Consider the following 22280-nt stretch of genomic DNA (forward strand, 5'->3'; position numbering starts at 1 on the left):
CCACCCTTGTCCTTGGGGCGCAAGCGAAAAGCGTGCTTGCGCCCCAAGGACAAGCGCGGTTCGCTGCGCGCAGGCCATACGGGGAGAACACGAAGCACAGGTGTGCGCCGAGGCGCGTTTACGGGCCGGCGAGGCGAGGAAACCGCTGCCATGTCGGAAAAAGTCGTGCTCGGTTGGTATATGTGACGAGTTTCCTGTTGGTGTGAAACGGGAAGCGGTGCTCGGGCGACATCCAATGCAGCGTTGCGCTGTGTCGAGCCAAGCGATCGGATGGTCGGATGACGGAGATTGCCCGTCCTGGCGACGTCGACTTGCCGGAAGGATCGGTGTCGGTGATGGTCGCCGACCTCGCGCGGCAGGTGGTGGACCTGGTGGCGCCCGAGCAGTTGGAGTACTTCGGCTTGGTGACCGAGTCGTGGGAGAGCGGCAAAGTGCCCCGGAGACCACGGTCGTGGACCGGCGGCACGGTCGGCTCGGGTGTCGATCCCTCGGTGCTGGCCGACATCGTGTACCCGCTGCTGGCCGGGACGATCGCGCAGGTACTCGGCGCGACCACGTTCGCGGGCCTCCAGCGCCGTCGGTGGTGGCGCCGGAAGCGCCGTGCCGTGCCGTCGACGCGGATCACCCTGACGTCGGAGCAGGTCGACCAGGCGCGCACCGCCTGCATCGCCCACGGGATGACGCTCGGCCTGAACGAGTCGGAGGCGACCATGCTGGCGGACGCCGTGCACGGCGCCCTGCGCCGGTCGGCTGACGGCGGCGGGAGTTGAGCTCGTCCGGTTCCACGACAACGGGTGAGCCCGAAGCCGGACACCGGCTGGCGCGTGCCGACACCCCCGCTCGCCTGTGGTGGGTCTACCTCATGGTGTGGGCCGCGTTGGCGGCGATCGGGGCGGGTGCGGCCGAGGCGTTGTCCTCGACCCGCGACCTGGGTGACGTCGCCACCGCACAGGCCTGCCTGGCGCGCAACGGGATCTCGGTGTCCGGTGGGATCCCGACGGAGGACGACGTGCCGGTGTACCGGGCGTGCGCCAAGGACTACAACCGGGTGCGCGCCTTGACCACCTTGACCGGGGCCGCCACGTTGCCGGTCGCGGCCTGGCTGTTGATGCTGCTCGGCGGTTCCGGCACGCGTTGGCAGCTGCGGTCCGGCCGGCTCGCCGGTGTGCCCGCCGCGGCTGCGGGTGCGCTGACCGGGCGGTTCGCCGAGCTGTGCGACAGCCAGGGCCTGACCGGACGCCACCGGCCACGCCTGGTGCTCGCGCCGCCTGCGACCGGTGTCGGGCAGGCGTTCACCACGGGCCTTCCCGGCACGCGGCCGTGGGTGGTGGTCCCGCTGGCCTACGCGTACGCCGAGCGAGCGGCGTTCGACGCGGTGGCCCTCCACGAGTTGGGCCACGTCCGTGCGCGCGACGTGCTGTGGGCCTCGGCCGTGTGGTGGGCCGGGTGGCTCGCCGTCCCGGCGCTGGTGCTCGCCCTGTTCCCGCTGTTCGCCACACCCCAGGTGGTGTGGGAGTTCTACGGCCAAGCCGTGCTCGTCGCGTTCGTCGCCGCCCTGTCGATGTTCGTGCTGCGGGCCGCGCTGCTCCGCCGCCGCGAGTTGGCCGCCGACCACCACGTGCTGGAGGTGACGGCCGACCCCGGGACTTTGGCGGCCGTCGTCCGGACCGCGGAGCGGCTTCGGCCGGCAGGCCTGTTGTCGCGCGTGGCGGCGGGCGTGCGGCGGGTGTTCGCGACCCACCCCGTCGCCGCCGACCGGTTGGGTGCCGGCGTGGACACGCGGGGCTGGGAGGGCGGGTTCGTCTTCACGACGGCGGTCGGGGTCGTGGCGATGGCGACCTACCACAGCCTTCACGCGGTGCTGGACAACCTGCGAGCTGCGCCCGCCGACACCGTCCCGACCGCGTCCGTCGCGCTCGCCGCGGCGGCTCTGCTGTGGGCCTCGGTGGTGGTACCCGCGTGGACCAGGCGAGCGGCGTTGACGTCGTACCGGTGGACGGGCCCCTGGGCCGGCGCGGTGGTCGGCCTGGTCGTGGGGTACTGCCTCCAGCCGCCGGGTGCGACCCCGGGGGTCATCGGCTTCTACGCGCCCAGCCTGCCGCTGTTGGCCGGCTGTCTGGCAGTGGCCGCGCTCGCGGTCGGCGTGCTGACCGCCGGGGTCGCCACCCGCCTCGCCGTTCCCGTCGACAGTGCCCTGCGCCGACGATCGGCGAGGGTGGGTGCGGTGCTCGTCGTGGCGGTCGCCCTGGCGACGATCTGGAACGTGGTCGTCGAGACGATCGCCGCCTACGTCCTGACCCACGACGTTCCGATGGTCCGGAGGTCCCTGTTGTGGCCGGGGAACGACGAGGTCTGGCGGTACACCCCCGTACTGCTCCTCGTCGGGCTCGCGCTCGTGGTCCTGCGCGGTCGCCTCCGTTTCCGGCGGGTCACCGTGGCGATCACCGGGGTGGCCGCCGTGGTCGGTGGTGCCGCAGCGACCTCGTCGTGGCTGCTCCGGGTGCGCGTCGGCCAGTCCGACGACGCGAACTACTACCTGGGCTACCAGGCCTGGTGGGTCTGCGCCTTCGCCGGGCTGGTGGCCGCCGTGGCGGTCGTGGCGGCCAACCGGGGACGTGCCGGCGCGACGCTGGGCGAACTGCCGTGCGCTGTCCTCTGTGGACTCCTCGCCGCCGCCCTCGCGGGTGCACTCCGGTACGGGGCCGTGCGGATCGGCGGATACCTCCCGGACTCGAACCTCTTCCACGAGTCCCTGCAAGTGCCGGGCTCGCTGCTGTTCGTGGTGTTGGTCGCGACCGTTCCGCTGACCCTGCCGCTGGTGGCGGCCATGACCCGCCGGGAACCGAGACGCGGCGCGGGGCTCTGGGCGGCAGGCGCCGGGGGCGTCACGGTGCTGCTCGCCCTGGTCCTGGTCGGTGGCGGCCTGTCGGCGGTCACGGTGGCCGAGCAGGACGGCACCCGGCCCGTGCGGATCATCGGCACCCGGGAACCCCAGGTCCCCGCCCCCGTGACGCCGGGGGACCACGAGCGACCGCTGGACCAGGAGGCGGTGACCGCGGCCCTCGCCGGTCTGCCCGCCCTACTCCCGCCCGGTGCGAAGAACGTCCCCAACGCGCCGGAAGAGCACATCACGGTCGTCCCCGCCGCTTGTGACGCCGCCATCAAGCGGTCGACGGCCGTGGAGAAGTCCTGGACGCGCAACGCCGACGCCCGGCACACGTACGAGTTCCCGGCGGAGGGCACGTTCGGCGCGAACACCATCTCGGTGTCCGTCAGGTCCTACGAAACGCCCCCACCCGGCTTCGCCGACGTAGACGCCGAGAGCCGGGAGTGCGCCGACTTCCGAATACCGCGCGAGACGGCCGAGAGCGGCTACGTGGACGCCCACACCAATCCCCGCCCGGTTCCCGACCTACCGTACGAGGCGCGCCGCTGGGACATCTCGCTGTCCTGGCGGTTCAAGGGCGATCGCTTGACCGTCCTCATGCAGCAGTTCGTGGCGCTGGTCGGCCACAACCGGGTGGCCGTCACGGTGACCTGGGGCTTCCGCGCGCTGCCTCCGCCGCAGGCGACCCTGCAACAGCTCGACGACCTGCTGAAAGGCGCGATGAACGTCGTGGTGGGAAAGCTCTGACCCGCAGCCCTTCCGGTACGGTGTGAATCGTGCAGCTCGACAGGCCGACGTCCTCGGTGCGGCCCGGCTCCGACCGGCCACGGTGGACCGGACCACGTGCGTCCGGTGGTTCCGGGCGCCGGTCGCCCGGTGCTTCGGGTCCGAAACGAGAGATGCATTACCTCGCGTCGCGACAGGAATCCGACACCGCGTCGGCGAAGATGTCGACGTGAACCAAGCTCGAAAAACCGCCGCGCTCTGGTCGACGCTGTCGACCGGCGAGTTGGCGGAGCAGGTACAGCTGACCGTCAAGGCCCACGACGCGCGGGCGAAGGCGCTCTGGGTGGCTGTGGCGGAGGACCTGGTGTTGGCCGCGCGGGTGCGTGGCGCCCTGGCGGGGCTGAAAGCGGAGTTCCGGGGCCACCGGGACGAGGTGATGTGGCTGCTGTGGATCAACCAGGCCCAGCAGCAACTCGCGCCGGTCGCCCAGGCCCAGACCCGGGCCGTGGCCGAGTCGCCACAGCCCGTAGCCGTCGCGGAAGCGCCCGAGGTACCCGAGGTCGCCCTGACGTCGGCGTCCTTCGAACGCCCGGACAACGGCGTGGTGAGGGAAGCGCGCGACATCCCCGTGATGCTGTTCCAGGAACCGCCGTCGGCGGCCGGGTGACGGGAGGCCGGGCGACCGGGACCGGGCGGCCGGGACCACGTTCCCGGCCGGTCCGCGCACGGTGGACCCGGCTGCGATGAACGCGGAGCGGGCCGTCATCCTGCTCACCGGGATCCAGGCGGCCGGGAAGTCCACCGTCGCGCAACGGCTGGCCGAGCGGCTGCCCCGGTCGGTCCACCTGCGGGGCGACGTGTTCCGGCGCATGGTGGTCAACGGTCGGGAGGAGATGACTCCCGACCCCTCGGCGGAAGCGGTGCGCCAACTGCGGCTGCGCCACCGGCTGACCGCGACCGCCGCCGAGGACTACTTCCGGGCCGGTTTCACCGTCGTGGCCCAGGACGTGATCCTCGGTGAGCACCTCGCCGAGACGGTCCGGCTGATCCGGGCGCGGCCGCTGCTGGTCGTCGTGCTCGCGCCGCGGCCCCGGGTCATCGCCGCGCGGGAGGCGGCCAGGGGGAAGAACGCCTACGACGAGTGGACGGTCGACCTGCTCGACCGGACCCTGCGCCACGACACCCCACGCCTCGGCCTCTGGCTGGACACCTCGGAGCAGACCCCGGACGACACCGTCGCCGAGGTCCTCGCCCGCGCCTGGACCGACGCCCGCATCCCGTGACCCGCGCTCACCGGCTCAGAGCCGCTCGTGCGGGTACTCGGCCGAACGGTGCTGGAACGCCAGGATGTCCGGGTTCCGGACGACGCCGTCGCGGATCTCGATGGCCCGCCGGATGGTCTCGTCGCCGTCCCAGGCCCCGGTCAGCACGGTGCGCAGGTGGGGCATCAGCGCTTCGCTGATCTCCCACGTGGCGGAGTCCCAGAGGTAGGACGGGCTGTGGTCCACGCCGTAGTGGCAGACGTGGTCGCCGACGGTGAACGTCGGCTGGGTGAACGACGTGGGGCGAGCCCAGGGGAAGCCCATCCCGTCGTCGCACGAGACGTCCACGATGAGCGTGCCCGGCTTCAGCGTCGGCAGGTCGTCCTCGATGAGGAAGGTCAGCGGTGCGTTGGTGTCCTGGAGCACGCAGTTGACGATGACGTCCCGCGAGGCGAGGAACTCCGCGAGCGGCACCGGGCCCTGCTCGGTCAGTGCCCGGCTGCGCCGGGGGTCGCCGTCGTCGTGGTCGAAGCGGACCATCCGCGCCGAGTGGATCGGTGAGGCCACCGCGCTGATGCCCCGGTGGGTCAGGACGCTGACGTCGTGCACCCCGTGGGCGTTGAGGGCGGTCACCGCGCCTCTCGCGGTGGCGCCGAAGCCGATGACGGCGGCGCGCAGCCGACGGCCGTAGTCGCCCGTCGAACCGATCAGTTGCAGCGCGTGCAGCACCGAGCAGTACCCGGCCAGCTCGTTGTTCTTGTGGAAGACGTGCAGGTTGAAGGAACCGTCGGCGGCGTAGTGGTTCATCGCCTCGAACGCGATCAGCGTCAGCCGGCGCTCGATCGCGGTCTGGGTGAGCTTCTCGTTCTGCACGCAGTGCGGCCAGCCCCACAGCACCTGTCCCGGTCGCAGCCCCGCCACGTCCGCGGTCATCGGCTTGGGCAGCAGGATGACGTCGCACTCGGCGATCAGCTCGTCGCGCGACCGCAGGCCCGCCACGGACGGCGCGAGCTGCTCGTCCGACATCCCGAACTTCTCACCGTAGCCGTGCTCCAGGTAGATGCGGTCGCGCAGGTCAGGGTCGATCCGTTCGAGGTGTCGGGGGTGCAGCGGGAGCCGGTGTTCGTTTTCCTTCAGCGATCGCGCGAAGACTCCGAGAACGAGTCGATCCGCGGGTTGGCCCGGCGTCATGCGGGCACTCCGTCCCCGGCCGCCGGGCGGCCGATGTGGGGCTGCGCCGGGAACGGCGTCCGCTGGTGGGTCGACGCGCGAGGTGCCCCCGGCGTCACCGACGGTACCCCGCCCGGGACGCGGCGGTGCCGTGGGCGTGGGAGCATGGACCACGAGTAGGTTCGCCCCGGACCCCGGCGGACTGCCGTTCCGCTTGGCAGTTCTCGGAGGTCGACCATGTCCGAACCCCAGCCCGCACGCGTTGCCCCGGCGTTCGATGGCGCGGTCGCGCGGGTGGCGCGGCGCCGGGTGGGATCGGCCGACGTGGTGGCGTTGCGGGGCTTCACCCGTGACCTGCGGGCGCTGGACTACCGGTACGGCGGCGGTCGCTGCGTGGAGGCGGCGGTGGCACGGCTTCCGGCGGCGCTGGCGCTGCTGGGCCTGCCCACCGCGGACCGGGTGGTGGCACCGCTCCGCACGGAGGTGGCGGACCTGCACAACCTGGCCGCTTGGGCGTGCTTCGACATGGGCCGGGCCGGTGACGCGCTGAGGCACTTCCGGGTGGCGTTGACGCTGGCCGAGTCGAGCGGCGACGAGGCGCTGGTGTCGAACATCCACTACCGGCTGGGACGGGTGCACCTGCACCACAACGCGCCGGGGTCGGCCCTGGCCGAGTTCGGGCTCGGCGAGCGGGCGGCCCGGGCGAGCGGCTCACCGCGGGCCGAGGCGGTCGTGGCGGCGAACCAGGCGTGGGCGCACGCCAGGACGGGTTCGGCGGGGGAGGCGGTGGCACGGCTGCACGTCGCCCGTGACTGCTTCGCGCGGGTGGCCCGGGGCGAGGTGGTGCCGGGGTGGGCGGCGTTCTTCACCGCCGCCGAGCTGTCGGCGATCACCGGCATGGTGCACACCGAGCTGGCGCGGACCGCCGACCCGCGCCAGGTCGACGCGGCGGTGCCGGCGCTGGTGGAGGCGGTGGAGGGCTACGGGGCGCCCATGGCGCGCAGTCGGACGTTCAGCCTGATCCCGCTGGCGGTGTGCCACCTGCTGGACGGGCAGGTCGACCGGGGCGTGGCGTTGGGCGGTGAGGCGGTCGACCAGTGCGAGGTGCTCGCCTCGGCACGCACGTCCGCGCGGTTGCGGCCGTTGCACGACGTGGCGGCACGGCTGTCCGCACATGCCGGCGCGCGTGCGCTGGCGGTGCGCATCCGCGAGTTCCGCCCCGCCGGCGCGGTGGCGGCGTGGCCGAACGCGAGCCACTCCGGCTACCTGCTGTGAACGGTGGCAGGACGCCGTTCCCGCGTCCGCAGGCCGACGCCGCGAGCCCCACGTCCTGATCCGCGACCACGCGCCTGCGGCTGTCCGTGATCCTGTCAGCGGGGGCGTTGGCCGACGTGCGTCCGACGCAACGTCCGGTGTGCCACCGCGCCGTCGGTCTCGGGCGACGTGGGCGAGGCGGGCGAGACGGGTGCCGCGGAGATGCCCGCGGCGGCAAGGATGTCCGCGGGCAGGCGGGTGTGGTCCGACGATGCGGCCAGGACCAGTGCGCGTTCGGCCGCCGCGCTGTCCGCGTGCGGCGGGATCACCAGCAGGTCGATGTGCCGCCGGTCGATCCCGGAGACCTGCACGACGTCGGTGTCCAGCGCCGCGAAACCGAGCAGCGCGATGGTCTGCCCGTTCAGTTCGACCTGTTCCGGCGTGACGTCCCAGAAGGTCCGCGCGAACACCACCCGGCCGGCGACGCCGATCCGGTCGGCGAGCACTTCGACCAGAGCCGGCAGTTCGGCCACCAGGTCGCGCGACCCGGGCCACCACGCGCCGTCGACGTGTCCGCTCGGTGGTGCCACCGGCTTGAGGCGCAGGCGCAAGGGGAAGAGTGATCGGTCGGCGACCGGTGTCGCGAGGGCAGGAGGAGTGCTGCTCGGGTCCGACGTCATGTCGGTGCTCCCATCTCCGGTCGCCGGGCGACCGGGGCGGTGGCGCGCCGAGGACGACGCCGACTCGGATGCCTGCGCGCGGAATGCTCCCGGTACCGCCCACGTTACTCCGTCACCGCTCGCTGCCCCGGTCCGCGCGAGGCTTTCCGCCACACCGGGGATCGTTCTCGGAACCGAATCCTCGATCGCGTGTTCCGGTCGGTCAGCCTCGTCGCTTCGGGCGGCGGACCTTGATCAGGTCCATGTCCGTCGCCGACGCGCGCAGGTCCCGGAAGTCGACGCCGAGCTCCTCCACGGACCGGGCGGCGAGGGCAAGGGCGCGATCGCACACCGCTCGGTCGGTCGACTCGGCCTCGGCGCGCAGTTGTACGCGGAAGCTGAAGAAGTCGAGTGAGCGGTCGTAGGACAGGGCGCCGTCCTCGGAGAAGCCGTTGGTGAGCACTCCGTGCCGGTCCGCCTCGGCCAGCAGCCTGGCCCGGCCGGCGTCGTCCAGGTCGGTGAACCGGCCGCGCACCATCACCCGGTAGGTGTGCTCCGCCATGCGCTGCTCTCCTCGTCGCGGTGTGGGCCGTCATCGTCGGACAAGGGCCCGTCGACCGCAATCGAAATGATCAGGGCAGCACACCGGTCGTGCTGAGCAGCACGGCGAGCGCGGGCAGGAGGTTGTTCATCTGGTGCGCCACCACCGAGGCGAGCAGGTTGCCGGTGTACATCCGGGCCAGGCCGATCGGCACGGACAGCACGAGGAGCAGCGGGGTCCGCAGCAACTCCAGGTGGGCCAGGGAGAAGACCACGGTGGTGACCGCGAAGACCACCCAGCGGTTCCACCGCCAGTGTTCCAGCGCCCGCCACAGCACACCCCGGAACAGCACCTCCTCGCCCAGCGGAGCGATCAGCCACACCACCACGAAGGCGAGCACGGCCACCGTCGGTCCCAGCTCGCGGTCCGCGAACGCGTCGCCGACCGCCGAGTTCGCGTCGTCGCCGACCCACGCCGACCACAGCGCGGCCGCCGGGATGGTCAGCAGCAGGCCTCCCGCGCCGAACGCCAAGCCCGTGCCCAGGTCCCGCCACTTCCAGCGGATCGCCAGCTCACGGCGCACCCGGCCGGACTTCGGGCCGGCACCCAGCAGTGCCGTCCCGCCGAGCGCCACGAGGGCCGCCACCGTGGTCGGCACGGTCAACAGGGCCAGGAGCGGCCACGTGGGCAAGGCGCCGTCCAGCAGGGCGGGGTCGGCCAGGGCGAACGGCACCAGCACGAGAACGGACACCAGCACCATGACGAGTTCGGCGACGACGAACACGCACAGCATCAGCACGCCGGCCCGCACACCCCTCGCGGGCGGGCGTGCGGGTGGATCGGCCATCGCGGGCGACGTCATGCGTCCACCCTGCACGAACGGGCCTTCGGGGGCATCGCGCACGATGGTGGATTCCCCGCTCGTCGTGGTCTGAACGCGGTTCATCCGGTAGGTGGTGGGCTCCGGGGCTTCATCGGGCCGCCGGGTGGGAACTCCTTCGCCCATGCGCGACAAAACCACTCGGTGGCCGGATTCCGTCGAGGCGTCCGGAGACCGGCGGAAGTTCCCCGTCCGGCTGCCGGCGGCAGTCGCCGTCGTGCTACCGGGGGCCTACCTGGGCGCCGCGGACTACCTGCACTGGCCGCACCCGTCGCTGTCCCCGCCGTTGGCCGCCGTCGTGTTCGGTGCGGCGATCATCGGCGCGGCGTTCCTGCTGTCCTGGGCGGCCGAGGCGGCGCAGGTGGACATCAGCGCCGGCCTGGCGATCGCGCTGCTGGCCGTGCTCGCCGTCCTCCCGGAGTACGCGGTGGACCTGGTGTTCACGTTCCAGGCAGGTCAGCAGTACGCCGAGCAGGGGACGTGCGTCCAAGCGGCCGGGGCGAACCCGTGCTCGCTCGCGTTGGCGAACATGACCGGCGCGAACCGGATCCTGGTCGGGTTGGGCTGGCCGCTGGTCGTGCTCGTGGCGTCGGTCGCGGCGGTCCGGGCCCGCAAGCGCAGCGCGTCCGCCAAGCCGGGCCGCGTGGCGCTGGCCCCCGCCATGTCGGCGGAAGTGGTGTTCCTCGGGGTGGCGACGCTCTACTCGCTGACCCTGCCGCTGCGCACCACGCTGACGCTGGTCGACGCCGTGGTGTTCATCGGCATCTTCGCCGCCTACGCGTGGCGGCTGGCCCAGGCCCCGGCGGGCGAACCGGATCTGGCGGGTGTCGCGGCCTGGGTGGGGGAGAAGCCGGCACGGCCCCGCCGCAGCCTGGTGGTCGGCCTGTTCGCGACCGCCGGGCTGGTCATCCTGGCCACCGCCGAGCACTTCGCGGAGAACCTGGTGGCCACCGGCGGCCGGCTCGGCGTCGACGAGTTCCTGCTCGTGCAGTGGGTGGCGCCGCTGGCCAGCGAGTCGCCCGAGCTGATCGTCGCCTGCCTGTTCGCCGCCCGGCTCAAGGCGTCCGAGTCGCTGGGCACCCTGCTGTCCAGCAAGGTCAACCAGTGGACGCTGCTGGTCGGCACGATCCCGGTGGTCTTCGCGCTGTCCGCCGGCACCACCGACGGGCTGCCGCTGGACGGCCACCAACGCCTGGAACTGCTGGTCACGGCCTCGCAGTCGCTGTTCGCGGTAGCCATCCTGACCAACCTCGGGCTCACCGTCGTCGGCGCGCTCAGCCTGTTCGCGCTGTTCGCGGTGCAGTTCACCGCCAGCCTCACGCTGTCGCCGGACGCGAACCGGGTCGTGATCATCGTGCTGTCCGCGCTGTACGCGGTGCTGGCGGCCGTCCAGCTCATCCGCTACCGCCGGGACCTCGGCCGGACCGTGCGGGACGGCCTGACCACGCCGTTCGGCGACCTGGCCCGCAGGTCGCCGGGCTGAGTCAGCCGACGCGACCGCTGCCCTCGTCGCCCTCCTCGATCCGCATCGCCGCCTGCTCCGGACCGGCCGTGATGTCGCTGCCCGCGTCATCGGCGATCTCGGTGGGCTCGACGTCGGTGGCGGCACCGCCACCGTCCGGCCGGGTGAACTGCGGACCGGACGCCTCCTCGGCCGAGCCGTCCGCCCGTTCGTCGAGCGGCGAGAAGCGGTCCAGCTCCTCCTGCTGCTCCGAACGCGGTTCCTCGTGCGCCATCATCAACTCCTCCCGTGGTCCCCGGTGACTACCCCGGCTGCGGGGCGGTAACCGCGCACCGGTGCGCGGGGGTGTCGACCTCAGCAGACGCAGAACTCGTTGCCCTCGGGGTCGAGCATGACGGCGAAGTAGTCGTCCGCCTCCTCGACGGTCCGCACGTGCGTCGCCCCCAAGCCGACCAACCGCCCCACCTCGGCGTCGACCAGCGGTCGGCGGGTGGGTTTCGGCGTGCCTCTCGGACCGCCCGCCCGGACGTCGAGGTGGATCCGGTTCTTCGCCACCTTGGGCTCCGGGACGCGGTGGAACAGCACGCGCGGCCCCACGCCGTCGGCGTCGACCACCGCGTTCCACTGCTCGTCGGCCCCACCCAGCGCCCGGGACGCCTCGGGCCAGCTCGCGAAGCCGCCGGGCGGCTCCTCCAACTCGTAGCCGAGCACCGCCGCCCAGAAATCCGCGAGCCGGGCGGGGTCGTCGCAGTCGACCGCGATCTGCACTTGCGTCGCCATGCTTCGGTCATTCCCCGAATCCGCCGTTCGAACCCCCGGCGCGGGTAGGTCAGCACCCACACGCACGCGCGCGCTTCGTGAACTGCTGTTTCCGTGTGGGTCTTATGTGTGGACGCTGTTCGCCACCTCCCGGACGAAGAGCGACAGGGCGGAGTTCGCCCTACAGGGCGGGTTCGGGCTCGGCCGGGAGGTGCCGGACGGAACGCACCGCCAAGGCCAGCGGGGCGCTGAGCACGGCGACCACCGCGCCGGCGAGGAGCACGGGGCCCGTGCCGACGTGTTCGGCCACGGGTCCGGCCAGTGCCATCCCCACGGGCGCGGCGGCCAGGCCGACGACGGTGGAGAAGCCCGTGGCGCGGGCGACGAGGTCGGCGGGTACGTGGGTCTGCCGCGCTGTGTCGGTGAGTACGGCGTAGATGGCCGACTGCACCCCTGCGGGGACGGCCGCTGCGGCGAGCACCGGGACCGGTGCGCCGGCGGCGAGCAGCACCAGCAGCGGCGCCAGGGCGACGGGGATGGTGACGGCGACGCGCAACGGGCGCTGCGGTCGCCAGCGCAGGGTCAGGGTGCTGCCCAGCAGCGCACCGACGGCGTAGCCGTTGCCGATGAACGCCCACGCGAGCGGTCCGCCCAGGTGCCGGTCGGCGATGATCGGGCCGACGACCAGGAACGGGGAGATGCAGGCGCCGTTGATGACGGCGACCTGGATGGTGGTGGCCTGCAACCAGGGCCGGCCGCGGAAGTCGTGCCACCCGTGCCGCACGGCGTCGAGAAGCGCCGGCCGTGGTGGCACGGGCTTGTCCGGCACCTTCAGCGCGACGAGCGCGGCGGCACTGATCGCGAACGTGGCGGCGTCCACGGCGAACGACGCGCCCGCGCCGATCGTGGCCACCAGCGCCGCCGACCCCACCGGGGCGACGAGCGTCGTGGCGTTCTGGGCGGCGTTGACCAGGGCGTTGGCCTGGCGGCGTTGAGCCTCGGGCACCACGTCGACGACCAGTCCGGCTGCGGCGGGCGCGAAGAAGGCGTTGGCCGCGCCCGCCACCGCCTGCAACGCGGCCAAGTGCCACAGGTCCGCGGTCCCGGTGATCAGCAGGGCGGCCGTCAGGCCCTGGGAGGCGCATCGGACGACGTCGGCGGCCAGCATCACGGCGCGGCGCGACAGCAGGTCGCCCACCACCCCGCCGACGAGCGTGAACACGACCACCGGCAAGCGGCCGGCGAGCAGCACGAGCCCCACCTCGGTCGGCGACGCCCCGAGCCGCAACGCGCCGAACAGCAGAGCGATGGAGATCAGGCCGTCGCCCAGGTGGGACGACGTCCGGGCGACGAAGTACCGGCGGAACGCCGGGTTGCGCGACAACGGGGGCACTGAACGGGTCACCGGACCGAACCTGCCGGCACCCCCTGACAATCCCGCCGGTTCACGAGCTGAACGGCGGGGCGGGCCCCGCGACGATCACCGCGCTGCTCGGGCACCACCGGGCGCGGAAGCGCTGACCGAACGGTCGGCGCCTGCTACTTGTGGGTCTGCCGACGTGCGGGGAACTGCGGTACAACGCTGGGACCGGGACGGAGGGGGCGGCGTGACCTGGGCGGACGAGCTGACAGACGGTGACATCGCGTTGATCTCGGCCACGGTGGACGACTGGTTGCGGGTCGGCAGGTCGGTCGAGCGGTGTGACCGCGCGGCTGCCGAAGCCGCCGTGGCGGCGGCCTACGTCGCGACCGGGCTGACCCCGCCCCGGCTGGTGGTGTGGATGGACTCGCCGCTGGGCGGCCTGCTGGCCGCCTACGCGATCCGTCGCCGGGTCGCGCCGGCGGAACTCGGCAGGCTGGTCGTGGTCGAACCGTCCGCGGGGGTGCTCGACCGGGTGGCCGGGATGCTCGGGGAACAGGTTCCCGGCTTGCTCGCAGAGCCTCCGGCGGTGGGCAGCGCCGTCGACCTGGGCCAGGCGCGCAGGCAGGTGTTCGACCCGTGCCACCGGACCGGGTCGGTCCAGGAGCCGCTGTGGTCGCCGCTGTGGCCGCGGTTGCGGTACCTGCTCGAAGAACGCCCGGGTGGACCGGTGGGCGACCCGCCCGGCACGGCGGACGACTGCCGGGCCGTCGACCTGTGGGACGAACTGGGCGAGCTGCTGGCACCGCTGAGGAACGAGCTCGGCGGCGCGTTGGGGTCGCGGGTCGCCCGGCAGTTGCGGCAGCACCTCCAGCGACCGCTGCCCGGCGCGATCGGCGCACCGTCGGCGGACGGGTCCACCGACGTCCGCAGGATGGCGCCGCACCCCGATCCGGTGCGGTTCTGGAGCACCTTCGGCGGGCAGCTCGACCCGTGGGGCGACGCGTACTTCCTCGCCCTGTTCGGATGCGCCCTGCGCGTCGCCGGGTTGCCGGTCCCGCCCCGGCTGGACGCGCTGATCGCCGCGATGCGCTCGCTGGGTTGGTGGTGGCCGATGGCGGACGCGGTGGTCCTCACCGACCGGCCGACCGGGATTCACCCTGAAGGGGGACAGTGGTCGCTCACCTACGCCGACGGCTTTCGCGCGTAGGCGTCCAGCCCCCACATGGCCCCTCACTGTCCGTGCGCACACGGCGTCCCGCCACCGGTCCGCACCGGTCGAGCCCACGTCCATGCCTCCGTCCGATCACCGGCACGACAAACAGCGGACTCCGACTATCACGCCGGGTGACGGCGCGGACGTGACAAGTCACCGGGCCGCTCCTATTCTCGGGTGGCGGGTTCAGCGAGGCAGCCTGCGCGACACGGCGGAGACGTTGTGGAGGAGGTGCCTGGGCATGACCTTTTCGTCTTCCGAGTACCTACAGGTGGAAAGCGGCTCGCGCGGCCCGGCGGTGGTGGTCCGGGTGGCGGGGGAACTCGACATGCACACCTCCGAGGTCCTCGAACGTGAACTCCGGCAGGCGGTGGACAGCGTGCTGCCGCCGGCCCCGGTGGTGCTCGACCTGGACGGCGTCACGTTCATGGGGTCGCCGGGGTTGTCGCTGATGCTCGAACAACACGTCCGCTGCGCCGGCCGGGGCAGCCAGTTCCGCGTGGTGGCCAGTCACCGGGCGGTGCTGCGGCCGCTCGAACTGACCGAACTGGACAACGTGTTCGCGGTCCTGCCGACGGTGGAACAGGCCTTGGTGATCCCGGAGCAGGACACCCCGCGTCCGTAGTGGCGGCACCGGGTCTTGTCCGAAGATTCCACCCGGGAAAGACACCGCCCGAAGAGATCCGCACCCGAAGAGATCCGCACCCAGAGAGATCCGCACCCGGAAAGATCCCGGAGATCCCACTCCCGAGAAGTTCCTCCCGGGGGACGGTCACTCCGAGCGGATGTCCACCAGTCCGGAGAGATCGAGGATGCGGGCGGGTGCGCTGCCGGGCGTCGTGGTGATGGTGAAAGAGCGGTTGTGACCGGACGCGGCGGCGGCGGCTTCCAGCAGCAGCGCGACGCCCGAGCTGCTCAGGTAGCCGAGGCCGGTGAGGTCGACCTCGACCGCCCGGTCGTCGTCGGCGGCGATGCGGGCCAGCAGCGCGGCGCGCAGGCCGGGCACGGTGTGGGTGTCCAGGTCGCCGGTCAGCCGGAGGCGCTGGACGAGCGGGTCCGCGTCCTCGCCCAGGTCGACGGTGTCCGACGCCGGGTTCTGCTCCGGCGGCGCCAGGGCGGGCGTCTGCGGCGCGTCGGCCAGGTGGAACGTGATCGTGGTGCCGTCGTGGCCGCGGTGCAGGACGACGTCGTCGGACAGCGTGTCGATCAGCTGCAGGCCGCGGCCGCGGTTGGTCGGCCCGGTCGTGGGCGGACGCCAGCAACCGTTGTCCCGCACGGTGACCTGGACGCCGGCCGAGGTGTGGCGGACGGAGTACTCGAAGTCGCCGGGTTCGTCGGTGTAGGCGTGGTCCACCGCGTTGGCGGCGGCTTCCCCCAGCGCCAGCTGGAGGTCGTAGGCCAGGTCCTCGGACAGGCCCGCGGCGTGGGCCCAGCCGGTGGTGTGGCGGCGCATGACGGCCAGCTCCGCCGGTCGCGCGGGGACCCGGCGGCGCAGCGGCGGGGGCAGGTGCCGGGCGATCACCAGCGCCACGTCGTCGTGCTGGCCCCCGGCGAGCAGCGCGCCGGTCACCGCGTCCGCCATCGCGTCGGGCCCCTGGCCGCGCGCCGCGCCGACGTGCGCGAGCAGGGTGTCCAGGCCGGCGTCCAGGTGGTCGCCGGGGCGTTCCACGAGGCCGTCGGTGTAGAGCACGATCGACGTCCCCGGGCGCAGGGTGGCGTACCGGTCCCGGTAGCCGGCCCGGCCCGGCGCGCAGAGCACCGCACCGTCGCCCGCGAGGAGCCGGGTGTCGTCCTGGTCGACCACGAGCGGCGGCGGGTGGCCCGCGACCGCCCAGCACAGCTCGCCGGTGCTCCAGTCGAACGTGAGGCACGCGCAGGTGCTGCCGGCCGCGCCGGCGATCCGGGCGGCGAACGCGTCCAGCCGTTCCAGCGCGGCGGCGGGGGAGTGGCCGTCGAGCAGGTAGCCCGCCAGCGCGCTGCGCAGCTGCCCCATCACCGCCGCGGCGGTCGGACCCTTGCCCACCACGTCGCCGACGGACAGCGCGACCGTCGTGCCGCCGAGCGCGAGCACCTCGTACCAGTCGCCGCCGATCTGGCCGTGCGCGGACGCCGGCAGGTAGCGGGCGGAGACCGCGAGCCGGTCCAGGGCGGGCAGCTCACGGGGCAGCAGGCTGCGTTGCAGCGTCTCGGCGATCTCGTGCTCGCGCTGCCGCAGCAGTTCCCGTTCCGCTTCCACGCGCAGCCGTTCGGTGACGTCGCGGCCGATCGCCTGCACCCCGGTGCGGGTGGTCTGCGCGCTCAGCTCCACCGCGACCACCGTGCCGTCCGACCGCCGCAGGTGCCACACCTCCGTGACGGCCCTGGGCACGGACACGTCGGCGACCAGCTCGCGCAGCCGCGCCTCGTCCTCGGCCACCAGCAGGTCGTCGATGGCGGTGCCGATCAGGGCGTCCCGCCCGCGCCCGAGCAGCGCGCAGGCCGCCGCGTTGGCCTCGGCGAAGCGCAGGTCCAGGTCCAGCGTCCAGATCGCGTCGGTGGCCTGCTCGACCAGCAGCCGGTGGCGCTGCTCGCTGTCGCGCAGCGCGCGGTCGGCGTGCACCCGCTGGAGCGATTCCCAGCACCGGTTCACCGCCACCGACACCAGCTCCACCTCGGCCGGGGTCCACGGCCGGGCCACCGCCTGGTGCACGGCCATCGCGGCGACGAACCGGCCACCGCGCAGCAACGGCAGGCAGATCACCGCCCGGATGCCGGTGAACCGGTACGCGGCCAGGTCCTCCTCGGCCAGCCGGGGGTCGTTCTCGCTGTCCACCACGACCCACGGCTCGCCGGCGCGCATGGCCCGCAGCGCGTCCTCGCCGAACTCGCGCATCGCGAACCGGCCGGGCAGCGGGGGCAGCCCGGTGGCGTGGTCCCCGCTCATCAGGAAGTGGTCCTCGTCGGGCTCGGTCTGGGCGTACGCGCACCGGTCGACGCTCAGGTGCTCGCCCAGCAGCCGCGTCGCCGCCGACATGATGTCCTCGGCGTCGTCGAGCCGTTGCAGCTCACCGTCCAACCGGGAGAGGAAGCTCTCCCGGTCCCGCGCCATCCAGTGCCCGGTCACGTCCAGCAGCACCCCGCGCAGCCGCTCCGGGGATCCGTCGCCGCCGCGCACCACCCGGAGGCGTTCGTGGAGCCACAGCATGCGCCCGTCCGCGTGGACCGCCCGGTAGGTCGCCTCGGACTCGTCCCGCTCGGTGGTGGTCCGCGCCCGGAACCGGGCGACCTCGGCGTGGTCCTCGGGGTGGACGACGGATTCCCACGCATCGGGACGCCCGATCCACCACTGCGCCGGCCGGCCGAGCAGTTCCGCCGCGTGCGCCGAGACGAACAGCGGCGCCCCGCTTCGGGCGTCGGCCTCGTACACGACCACCGGCAGGCCGTCCACCAGGGCGGATACCTCCGTGCCGGGTACGTGGCCCTCGCCGTCGGAGCCGTCCGGGTTCATCTGCGCCAACTTCCCCGACGCACCCAGCCGCTGCTCGGGCGGCCTGGCGGTTCAACGGAACCGGCGTCGCTGTGCTCGACAACGCACGATACAGCCGCCGTGGGCGGTCGCGGTGACGGCGGGAGGGGTAAGGTGGTGCGCTGTCGCGAGGATCCGGACATCCCGGCTTCGGCGGTGCACGTCGTGGGTTCAGCAGCCAGCCCGCCACCCTTTCCAGAAGACGAGAGGCGCCCTGGTGGACGACCCACGCGGTATCAAGATCGACATCGACTTGACCGGCGACTCCGTCGTGCTCTCCGTCGCGGGCGAGATCGACATGTCCGAGGCGCCGGCCTTCGAACGCGAAGTGCTCACCGTGCTGGCAGACCGCCCGCACGCGCTCGTGGTCGACCTGAGCGCGGTCGACTTCTTCGGCTCGCACGGGATCTCGGTGCTCCTCACGGCCCTGCGGCACGCCCTCCGGTACGGTGTCGGATTCGCCGTGGTGGCCGACCACCGGCCGGTGCGCAGACCGCTCGAGGTGACCGACCTCGCCGAGACCCTGAGCCTGCACGCCACGCTGCCCGAAGCCCTGGCAGCACTGGAAGACTCGGCAGCACTGACGGAAGGGTCGATCACGCGCCATGCCGCACAGCGGTGACACCAAGCCGGAACGGCACATCCGCCGGTCCGCGCGCGGACCCGACCGGCACGCCCACCTGTGCTGGTGGTACCGCGACCCGGCCGAGTTCCTGGTCCGCGCCAAGGAGTTCCTCGCCGAGGGGCTCGCGCTCGGGCAGCGCGTCCGGTACCTCGGACCGGCCGGTCCCGACGCCTTGGCCGCCGCACTGGGCGAGGTGGACGGGATGGCCGCGGCGCTGGACGGCGGCGCGGTCGAGGTCGCCTCGCCCGAACCGGGCTCCCCGTCGGACCCGGTCGTCGACCCGGCCGGTCAGGTCGCGGCCTACGCCGAGGCCACCGAAGAGGCGCTCGCGGCCGGTTACACCGGTCTCCGGGTCGCCGCGGACCACACCGCCCTGGCTCGGACGCCGGCGCAGGTGGCCGCGTTGCTGCGCCACGAGCACCTGGTCGACCGGTATTCGGTCGACCGGCCGTTCGCGGCGATGTGCGCGTACGACATCACACGACTGGGTGACGACACGGTGGCGCAGCTCACCGCCGTGCACCCCGACACCAACCGGCCGGGGCAGTTCCGGCTGCACGCCGCGCAGGTACCCGGAGCCGCCGTCCAACTCGGCGGTGAACTCGACCTGGGCTGCCACGACCTGCTGGAGGCGCTGCTGGCGCAGCTCGACCCACAGCCCGGCGGCGGCGAGTTCGTCGTGTACGCGCCCGAATTGACCTTCATCGACCACCACGGCCTGCTGGCCCTGGCCGACCACGCCCGGCAACGGGGTGCGACGGCCGTTCTCCGCACCGCCTGTACCGGCGCGGCGCGGGTCGTCAGCGCCCTCGAACTGCCCAACGTGCGGGTGGAGAGCATCACATGACCGCTGGCATCGACGACAGGTTCGTCCACCCCGCCCTGTTCTACCGGTCCGACGAGGACTACCTCGCCGCCCTCGTCCCGTTCGTCGTGGACGGCCTCGACCTCGGCCAGTCGGTCGCCCTCGCGGTGCCCGGCCGGAAGCTCGACCTGGTCCGGGGCGCCCTGGGGGGCAACGCACGGCACGTGACGCTGCTCGACATGGCGCACGAGGGCCGCAACCCCGGCCGGATCATCGCCCGGGTGCTGCGCCGCTTCGCCGACCGGTACCGCGACCGGCACGTCCGCATCGTCGGCGAGCCCATCTGGGCCGGCCGCAGCGGTGTCGAGTACCCGGCGTGCGCCCAGCACGAGGCACTGATCAACGCCGCCTTCGCCGGCCGCGACGTGACCATCCTGTGCCCGTACGACGTCTCCGCCCTGGACGAGCGCGCGCTCGCCGACGCCAGGGCCACCCACCCGGTGATCTGGGAGGACGCCCGGCGCTACGCCAGCGACCGGTACGCGCCCGAGGCGGTGGTCGCCCGCTACAACGAGCCCTTCCCGGACACCACCACCGGCGCCGCGGTCCTGGTCCTGGAGAGCAGCGCCGACCTCGGCCGGGCGCGGCGGCTGGCCACCGGGCACGCCCGGGAGCTGGGGTTGGCCGACGAACGGGTGTCGGACCTCGAACTGATCGTCACCGAGCTGACCACCAACAGCCTCCGGCACACCGACGGTCCGTGCCGGCTGGCCGTCCGGCGCGAGCACGACCACCTGGTGTGCGAGGTCAGCGACACCGGACGGCTGGCGGACCCGCTGGCCGGACGCCACCCGGCCGAGCCCGGCCAGCCGGCGGGCCGGGGTCTGCTGCTGGTCAACGACCTCGCCGACCTCGTCCGCGTGCACCGCCGGGCGGACGGCACCACCGTGCGCGCCCTGCTCCGCCTCGATCCCGTTCGCGGCGGCACGTGACGTGACCGGGTGAACCGGCCACGAGGACCACGCTGCTGAGGAGACCGGTGCCGAACGATCCCGACAGCCTCCTCCGGGACGCCACCAGGGTGCTCGCACCGCTGCTGGACTCCGCTCCGGTCGGGTTCGCGATGTTCGACACCGACCTGCGGTACCTCTACATCAACCCCGCGCTGGCCGCCATGCACGGTCTGCCGCCCCACGAGCACCTCGGGCGCACGATGGGCGAGCTGTTCGCACCCGGGCACGTCGCGCCGGTCGAGCCGGGTATCCGCGAGGTGGTCGAGTGCGGCGCCGTGCACCGCGACGCCGAGCTCCGGTTCGACGTGGACGGCCTGCCGAGGCACTTCAAGGTGAACCGCTTCCCGTTGCGCGGCAGCGACGGCGCGGTGGTCGCCGCGGCGGTCATGGTGCAGGACGTCACCGAGGCGCGGCTGTTCACCGACCTTGAGAGCGAGCGGGGCGGGCTGCGGCTGCGCGCCGAGTGGGCGCAGCGGCTGGAGCAGGCCCAGCGCATCGGGGGAGTGGGCTCCTGGGAGCTGGACCTGCGGGACGGCTCGGTGGTGTGGTCGCCGAACCTGTGCCGGATCGTCGGGCTGGCGGGCTCACCGTCGACCCTGGACGAGGTGCTGGACCTGGTGCACCCGGACGACCTGGACGCGACCCGCGGCTACTACGGCGACCTCGTCGCGGGTGCGGGTCCGGCCGAGGCGGAGACCCGGCTGCGCCGCCCGGACGGCACGGTCGTCGTGCTGTCCTCGGTGGCCGAGGCGGTGCGGGACGGCTCGGGCGCGTTGATCGGACTGCACGGGGTGTGCGCCGACCGCACCGCCCGCCGGCAGGCCGAGGCGCAGGCCCGCGCGGCCTCCGCCCAGGCCGCGACCGCGACCGCGCACCTGCACGCCGAGCAGCAGGTCGTGCTGCGCCTCCAGCGCGCGTTGCTGCCACCCCGCATCCCGGAGGTGGCCGGCGTGGAACTGGCCGCCGCCTACGAGCCGTCCGACACCGCGACCGGTGTCGGGGGCGACTTCTACGACGCGTTCACGGTTTCCGGCGACCGGCTCGCGATCGCGGTCGGCGACGTGGTCGGCCACGACGTGGAGGCCGCCGTGACGATGGGCCGGGTCCGCAACGCGATCCGCGCGTACGCGATGCGCGACCCCAGCCCGGACCGGCTGCTCGCCGAGCTGAACCGCCTCGTGTGCACGGACCCCGACCTGGTGCTCACGTCGGTGTTCTACGCCGTCTACACCCCGGAGAGCGGCCTGCTGCGCTACGCCAACGCCGGCCACCCGCACCCGATCCTGGTCTCCGGCGACGGGATCGGCCCGCTGGAGCACCGCCACGGCCTGATCCTGGGCGTGCGGCGGGACGCCGACTACCGCGAGCAGCACATCCTGCTCGCACCGCGCGACCTGCTGCTCTGCTACACCGACGGCCTGGTCGAACGCCGGGGCAGCGACCTGGACGCCGGCACCCGCGCGTTGTGCGACACGCTCGGCTCGCCGCTGCTGCCCGAACGGCCGGACCTGCTGGCCCCGTTGCTGATCAGCCTGCTCGCGCCGGCGACGAGCCGGGACGACATCTGCGTCCTGGCGCTCCGCCGCACCTGACCGGCCGCCCCGTTCGCCCGCGGTACGTCACACGGCGTACTGCGCCGCCGGCTCGGCGATCGGCTGCCCCGCGCCCACGGTGAGCCGGAGGTGCCCGCTGCCCACCGTCGCCAGGCGCACGCGGCGGGGCTCGCCGGGCCGTTCACCGCTGAGCAGCCGCGTGACGAACCGCGCCACCTCGGTCGGCGGCGGCACGAGTTCCCCCTGCAGGTAGGCGACGACGACCAGTTCCTGGCCGCTGTCCGTCTCCAGGGCGGCGGACCACCCGTACTCCTCGTCCCACAGCAGCGCGACATCCAGGTCGGGGAACGCGGGGATGCGGCCGTCCAACGCGAGGTAGGCGTTGGCGGGCGGGCCCGCGTCGATGAAGGAACTCTCACCGTCGAGTCCCAGGGCCGCGGTGACCCGGCTGATGTACCGCCGCAGCCGCAGAGCCACCATGTCGTCGAAGTCCTCGTCCACCACACCCACCCGCCCAGCACTCGTGTTCCACTGGCGCCGGCTGCTCGACGCCCGGTCGGGGTACCCACCGGGACCGGTCGCCTATCGCGCCCCGGGACCTGT

The 22280-nt window shown here is 73.2% G+C and carries 21 protein-coding genes; 12 read left to right on the forward strand and 9 right to left on the reverse strand.

From position 1 onward, the window contains the following. Positions 1 to 278 precede the first annotated feature (278 nt). From FHS29_RS35725 to FHS29_RS35740, 4 genes are all read left to right on the forward strand, one after another. Positions 279 to 770 (forward strand): hypothetical protein, encoded by a 492-nt coding sequence (locus tag FHS29_RS35725; protein WP_184699060.1) that lies wholly within the window; start codon positions 279 to 281, stop codon positions 768 to 770. Beyond that, positions 767 to 3634 carry a M48 family metallopeptidase gene (locus tag FHS29_RS35730; protein ID WP_184699063.1) on the forward strand — a complete coding sequence of 956 codons (2868 nt, stop codon included), beginning with the start codon at positions 767 to 769 and terminating at the stop codon, positions 3632 to 3634. Before FHS29_RS35725 ends, FHS29_RS35730 begins: the two co-directional genes overlap by 4 nt. Positions 3635 to 3842: 208 nt before the next feature. After that, positions 3843 to 4280, forward strand: a complete 438-nt coding sequence (locus FHS29_RS35735) for a hypothetical protein (protein WP_184699065.1) — start codon at positions 3843 to 3845, stop codon at positions 4278 to 4280. Positions 4281 to 4356: 76 nt separating this feature from the next. Continuing rightward, positions 4357 to 4896: an AAA family ATPase gene (locus FHS29_RS35740; RefSeq protein ID WP_184699067.1), complete on the forward strand. Its 540-nt coding sequence runs from the start codon at positions 4357 to 4359 to the stop codon at positions 4894 to 4896. 15 nt (positions 4897 to 4911) lie between these two features. Here FHS29_RS35740 and FHS29_RS35745 read toward each other — a convergent pair whose 3' ends face one another. After that, positions 4912 to 6066, reverse strand: a complete 1155-nt coding sequence (locus FHS29_RS35745; protein WP_184699071.1) for a N(5)-(carboxyethyl)ornithine synthase — start codon at positions 6064 to 6066, stop codon at positions 4912 to 4914. Between the two features lie 216 nt (positions 6067 to 6282). On the opposite strand from FHS29_RS35745, the gene FHS29_RS35750 reads away from it, so the two are divergent. After that, positions 6283 to 7320: an NsdA family TPR-like regulatory protein gene (locus FHS29_RS35750; RefSeq protein ID WP_184699073.1), complete on the forward strand. Its 1038-nt coding sequence runs from the start codon at positions 6283 to 6285 to the stop codon at positions 7318 to 7320. Between the two features lie 95 nt (positions 7321 to 7415). On the opposite strand, the gene FHS29_RS35755 is transcribed toward FHS29_RS35750, so the two are convergent. From FHS29_RS35755 to FHS29_RS35765, 3 genes are all read right to left on the reverse strand, one after another. Continuing rightward, the gene (locus tag FHS29_RS35755) at positions 7416 to 7979 is read right to left on the reverse strand and encodes a DUF5994 family protein (RefSeq protein ID WP_184699075.1); all 564 of its coding nucleotides are present in this window, start codon (positions 7977 to 7979) and stop codon (positions 7416 to 7418) included. Between the two features lie 202 nt (positions 7980 to 8181). Beyond that, positions 8182 to 8520 carry a DUF6204 family protein gene (locus FHS29_RS35760; protein WP_184699077.1) on the reverse strand — a complete coding sequence of 113 codons (339 nt, stop codon included), beginning with the start codon at positions 8518 to 8520 and terminating at the stop codon, positions 8182 to 8184. Between the two features lie 70 nt (positions 8521 to 8590). Beyond that, entirely contained in the window at positions 8591 to 9361 is a 771-nt protein-coding gene (locus FHS29_RS35765; RefSeq protein WP_246441231.1) for a CPBP family intramembrane glutamic endopeptidase, read from the reverse strand. Positions 9362 to 9503: 142 nt separating this feature from the next. Between FHS29_RS35765 and FHS29_RS35770 the strand changes: the two genes are divergently transcribed. Further along, positions 9504 to 10862, forward strand: a complete 1359-nt coding sequence (locus FHS29_RS35770) for a sodium/calcium exchanger protein (protein WP_184699079.1) — start codon at positions 9504 to 9506, stop codon at positions 10860 to 10862. Position 10863: 1 nt separating this feature from the next. Here FHS29_RS35770 and FHS29_RS35775 read toward each other — a convergent pair whose 3' ends face one another. The 3 genes from FHS29_RS35775 to FHS29_RS35785 all read right to left on the reverse strand — a co-directional run bounded on the left by FHS29_RS35775 (position 10864) and on the right by FHS29_RS35785 (position 13005). After that, positions 10864 to 11115, reverse strand: a complete 252-nt coding sequence (locus FHS29_RS35775; protein ID WP_184699081.1) for a hypothetical protein — start codon at positions 11113 to 11115, stop codon at positions 10864 to 10866. Positions 11116 to 11195: 80 nt separating this feature from the next. Further along, positions 11196 to 11621 carry a VOC family protein gene (locus tag FHS29_RS35780; RefSeq protein ID WP_184699083.1) on the reverse strand — a complete coding sequence of 142 codons (426 nt, stop codon included), beginning with the start codon at positions 11619 to 11621 and terminating at the stop codon, positions 11196 to 11198. 160 nt (positions 11622 to 11781) lie between these two features. Next, complete coding sequence (locus tag FHS29_RS35785; RefSeq protein WP_184699084.1) at positions 11782 to 13005, reverse strand: MFS transporter; 1224 nt, start codon at positions 13003 to 13005, stop codon at positions 11782 to 11784. Positions 13006 to 13207: 202 nt separating this feature from the next. Between FHS29_RS35785 and FHS29_RS35790 the strand changes: the two genes are divergently transcribed. Then, on the forward strand, positions 13208 to 14170 hold the full coding sequence (locus FHS29_RS35790) for a DUF6745 domain-containing protein (protein WP_184699086.1): 963 nt from the start codon (positions 13208 to 13210) through the stop codon (positions 14168 to 14170). Positions 14171 to 14417: 247 nt separating this feature from the next. Beyond that, positions 14418 to 14801, forward strand: coding sequence for an anti-sigma factor antagonist (locus FHS29_RS35795; protein WP_184699088.1), 384 nt, complete (start codon positions 14418 to 14420; stop codon positions 14799 to 14801). Between the two features lie 147 nt (positions 14802 to 14948). Here FHS29_RS35795 and FHS29_RS35800 read toward each other — a convergent pair whose 3' ends face one another. Then, positions 14949 to 17663, reverse strand: a complete 2715-nt coding sequence (locus FHS29_RS35800) for a SpoIIE family protein phosphatase (protein ID WP_184699090.1) — start codon at positions 17661 to 17663, stop codon at positions 14949 to 14951. A gap of 235 nt (positions 17664 to 17898) precedes the next feature. Between FHS29_RS35800 and FHS29_RS35805 the strand changes: the two genes are divergently transcribed. Genes FHS29_RS35805 through FHS29_RS35820 form a run of 4 tightly spaced genes read left to right on the forward strand, consistent with a single transcriptional unit; the run spans position 17899 to position 21716 of the window. Continuing rightward, on the forward strand, positions 17899 to 18303 hold the full coding sequence (locus FHS29_RS35805; RefSeq protein WP_312865261.1) for an STAS domain-containing protein: 405 nt from the start codon (positions 17899 to 17901) through the stop codon (positions 18301 to 18303). Then, on the forward strand, positions 18287 to 19153 hold the full coding sequence (locus FHS29_RS35810) for an MEDS domain-containing protein (RefSeq protein ID WP_184699094.1): 867 nt from the start codon (positions 18287 to 18289) through the stop codon (positions 19151 to 19153). Before FHS29_RS35805 ends, FHS29_RS35810 begins: the two co-directional genes overlap by 17 nt. Then, positions 19150 to 20103 (forward strand): anti-sigma factor RsbA family regulatory protein, encoded by a 954-nt coding sequence (locus FHS29_RS35815; protein WP_184699096.1) that lies wholly within the window; start codon positions 19150 to 19152, stop codon positions 20101 to 20103. Before FHS29_RS35810 ends, FHS29_RS35815 begins: the two co-directional genes overlap by 4 nt. Positions 20104 to 20150: 47 nt before the next feature. Beyond that, positions 20151 to 21716, forward strand: coding sequence for a SpoIIE family protein phosphatase (locus FHS29_RS35820; protein ID WP_184699098.1), 1566 nt, complete (start codon positions 20151 to 20153; stop codon positions 21714 to 21716). Positions 21717 to 21743: 27 nt separating this feature from the next. On the opposite strand, the gene FHS29_RS35825 is transcribed toward FHS29_RS35820, so the two are convergent. Then, a complete protein-coding gene (locus FHS29_RS35825; RefSeq protein WP_184699100.1) occupies positions 21744 to 22178 on the reverse strand; it encodes a DUF6292 family protein in 435 nt (144 codons plus the stop codon). Positions 22179 to 22280 lie beyond the last annotated feature (102 nt).

This window comes from Saccharothrix tamanrassetensis, from assembly GCF_014203665.1.
In the GTDB taxonomy this organism is placed as follows: domain Bacteria; phylum Actinomycetota; class Actinomycetes; order Mycobacteriales; family Pseudonocardiaceae; genus Actinosynnema; species Actinosynnema tamanrassetense.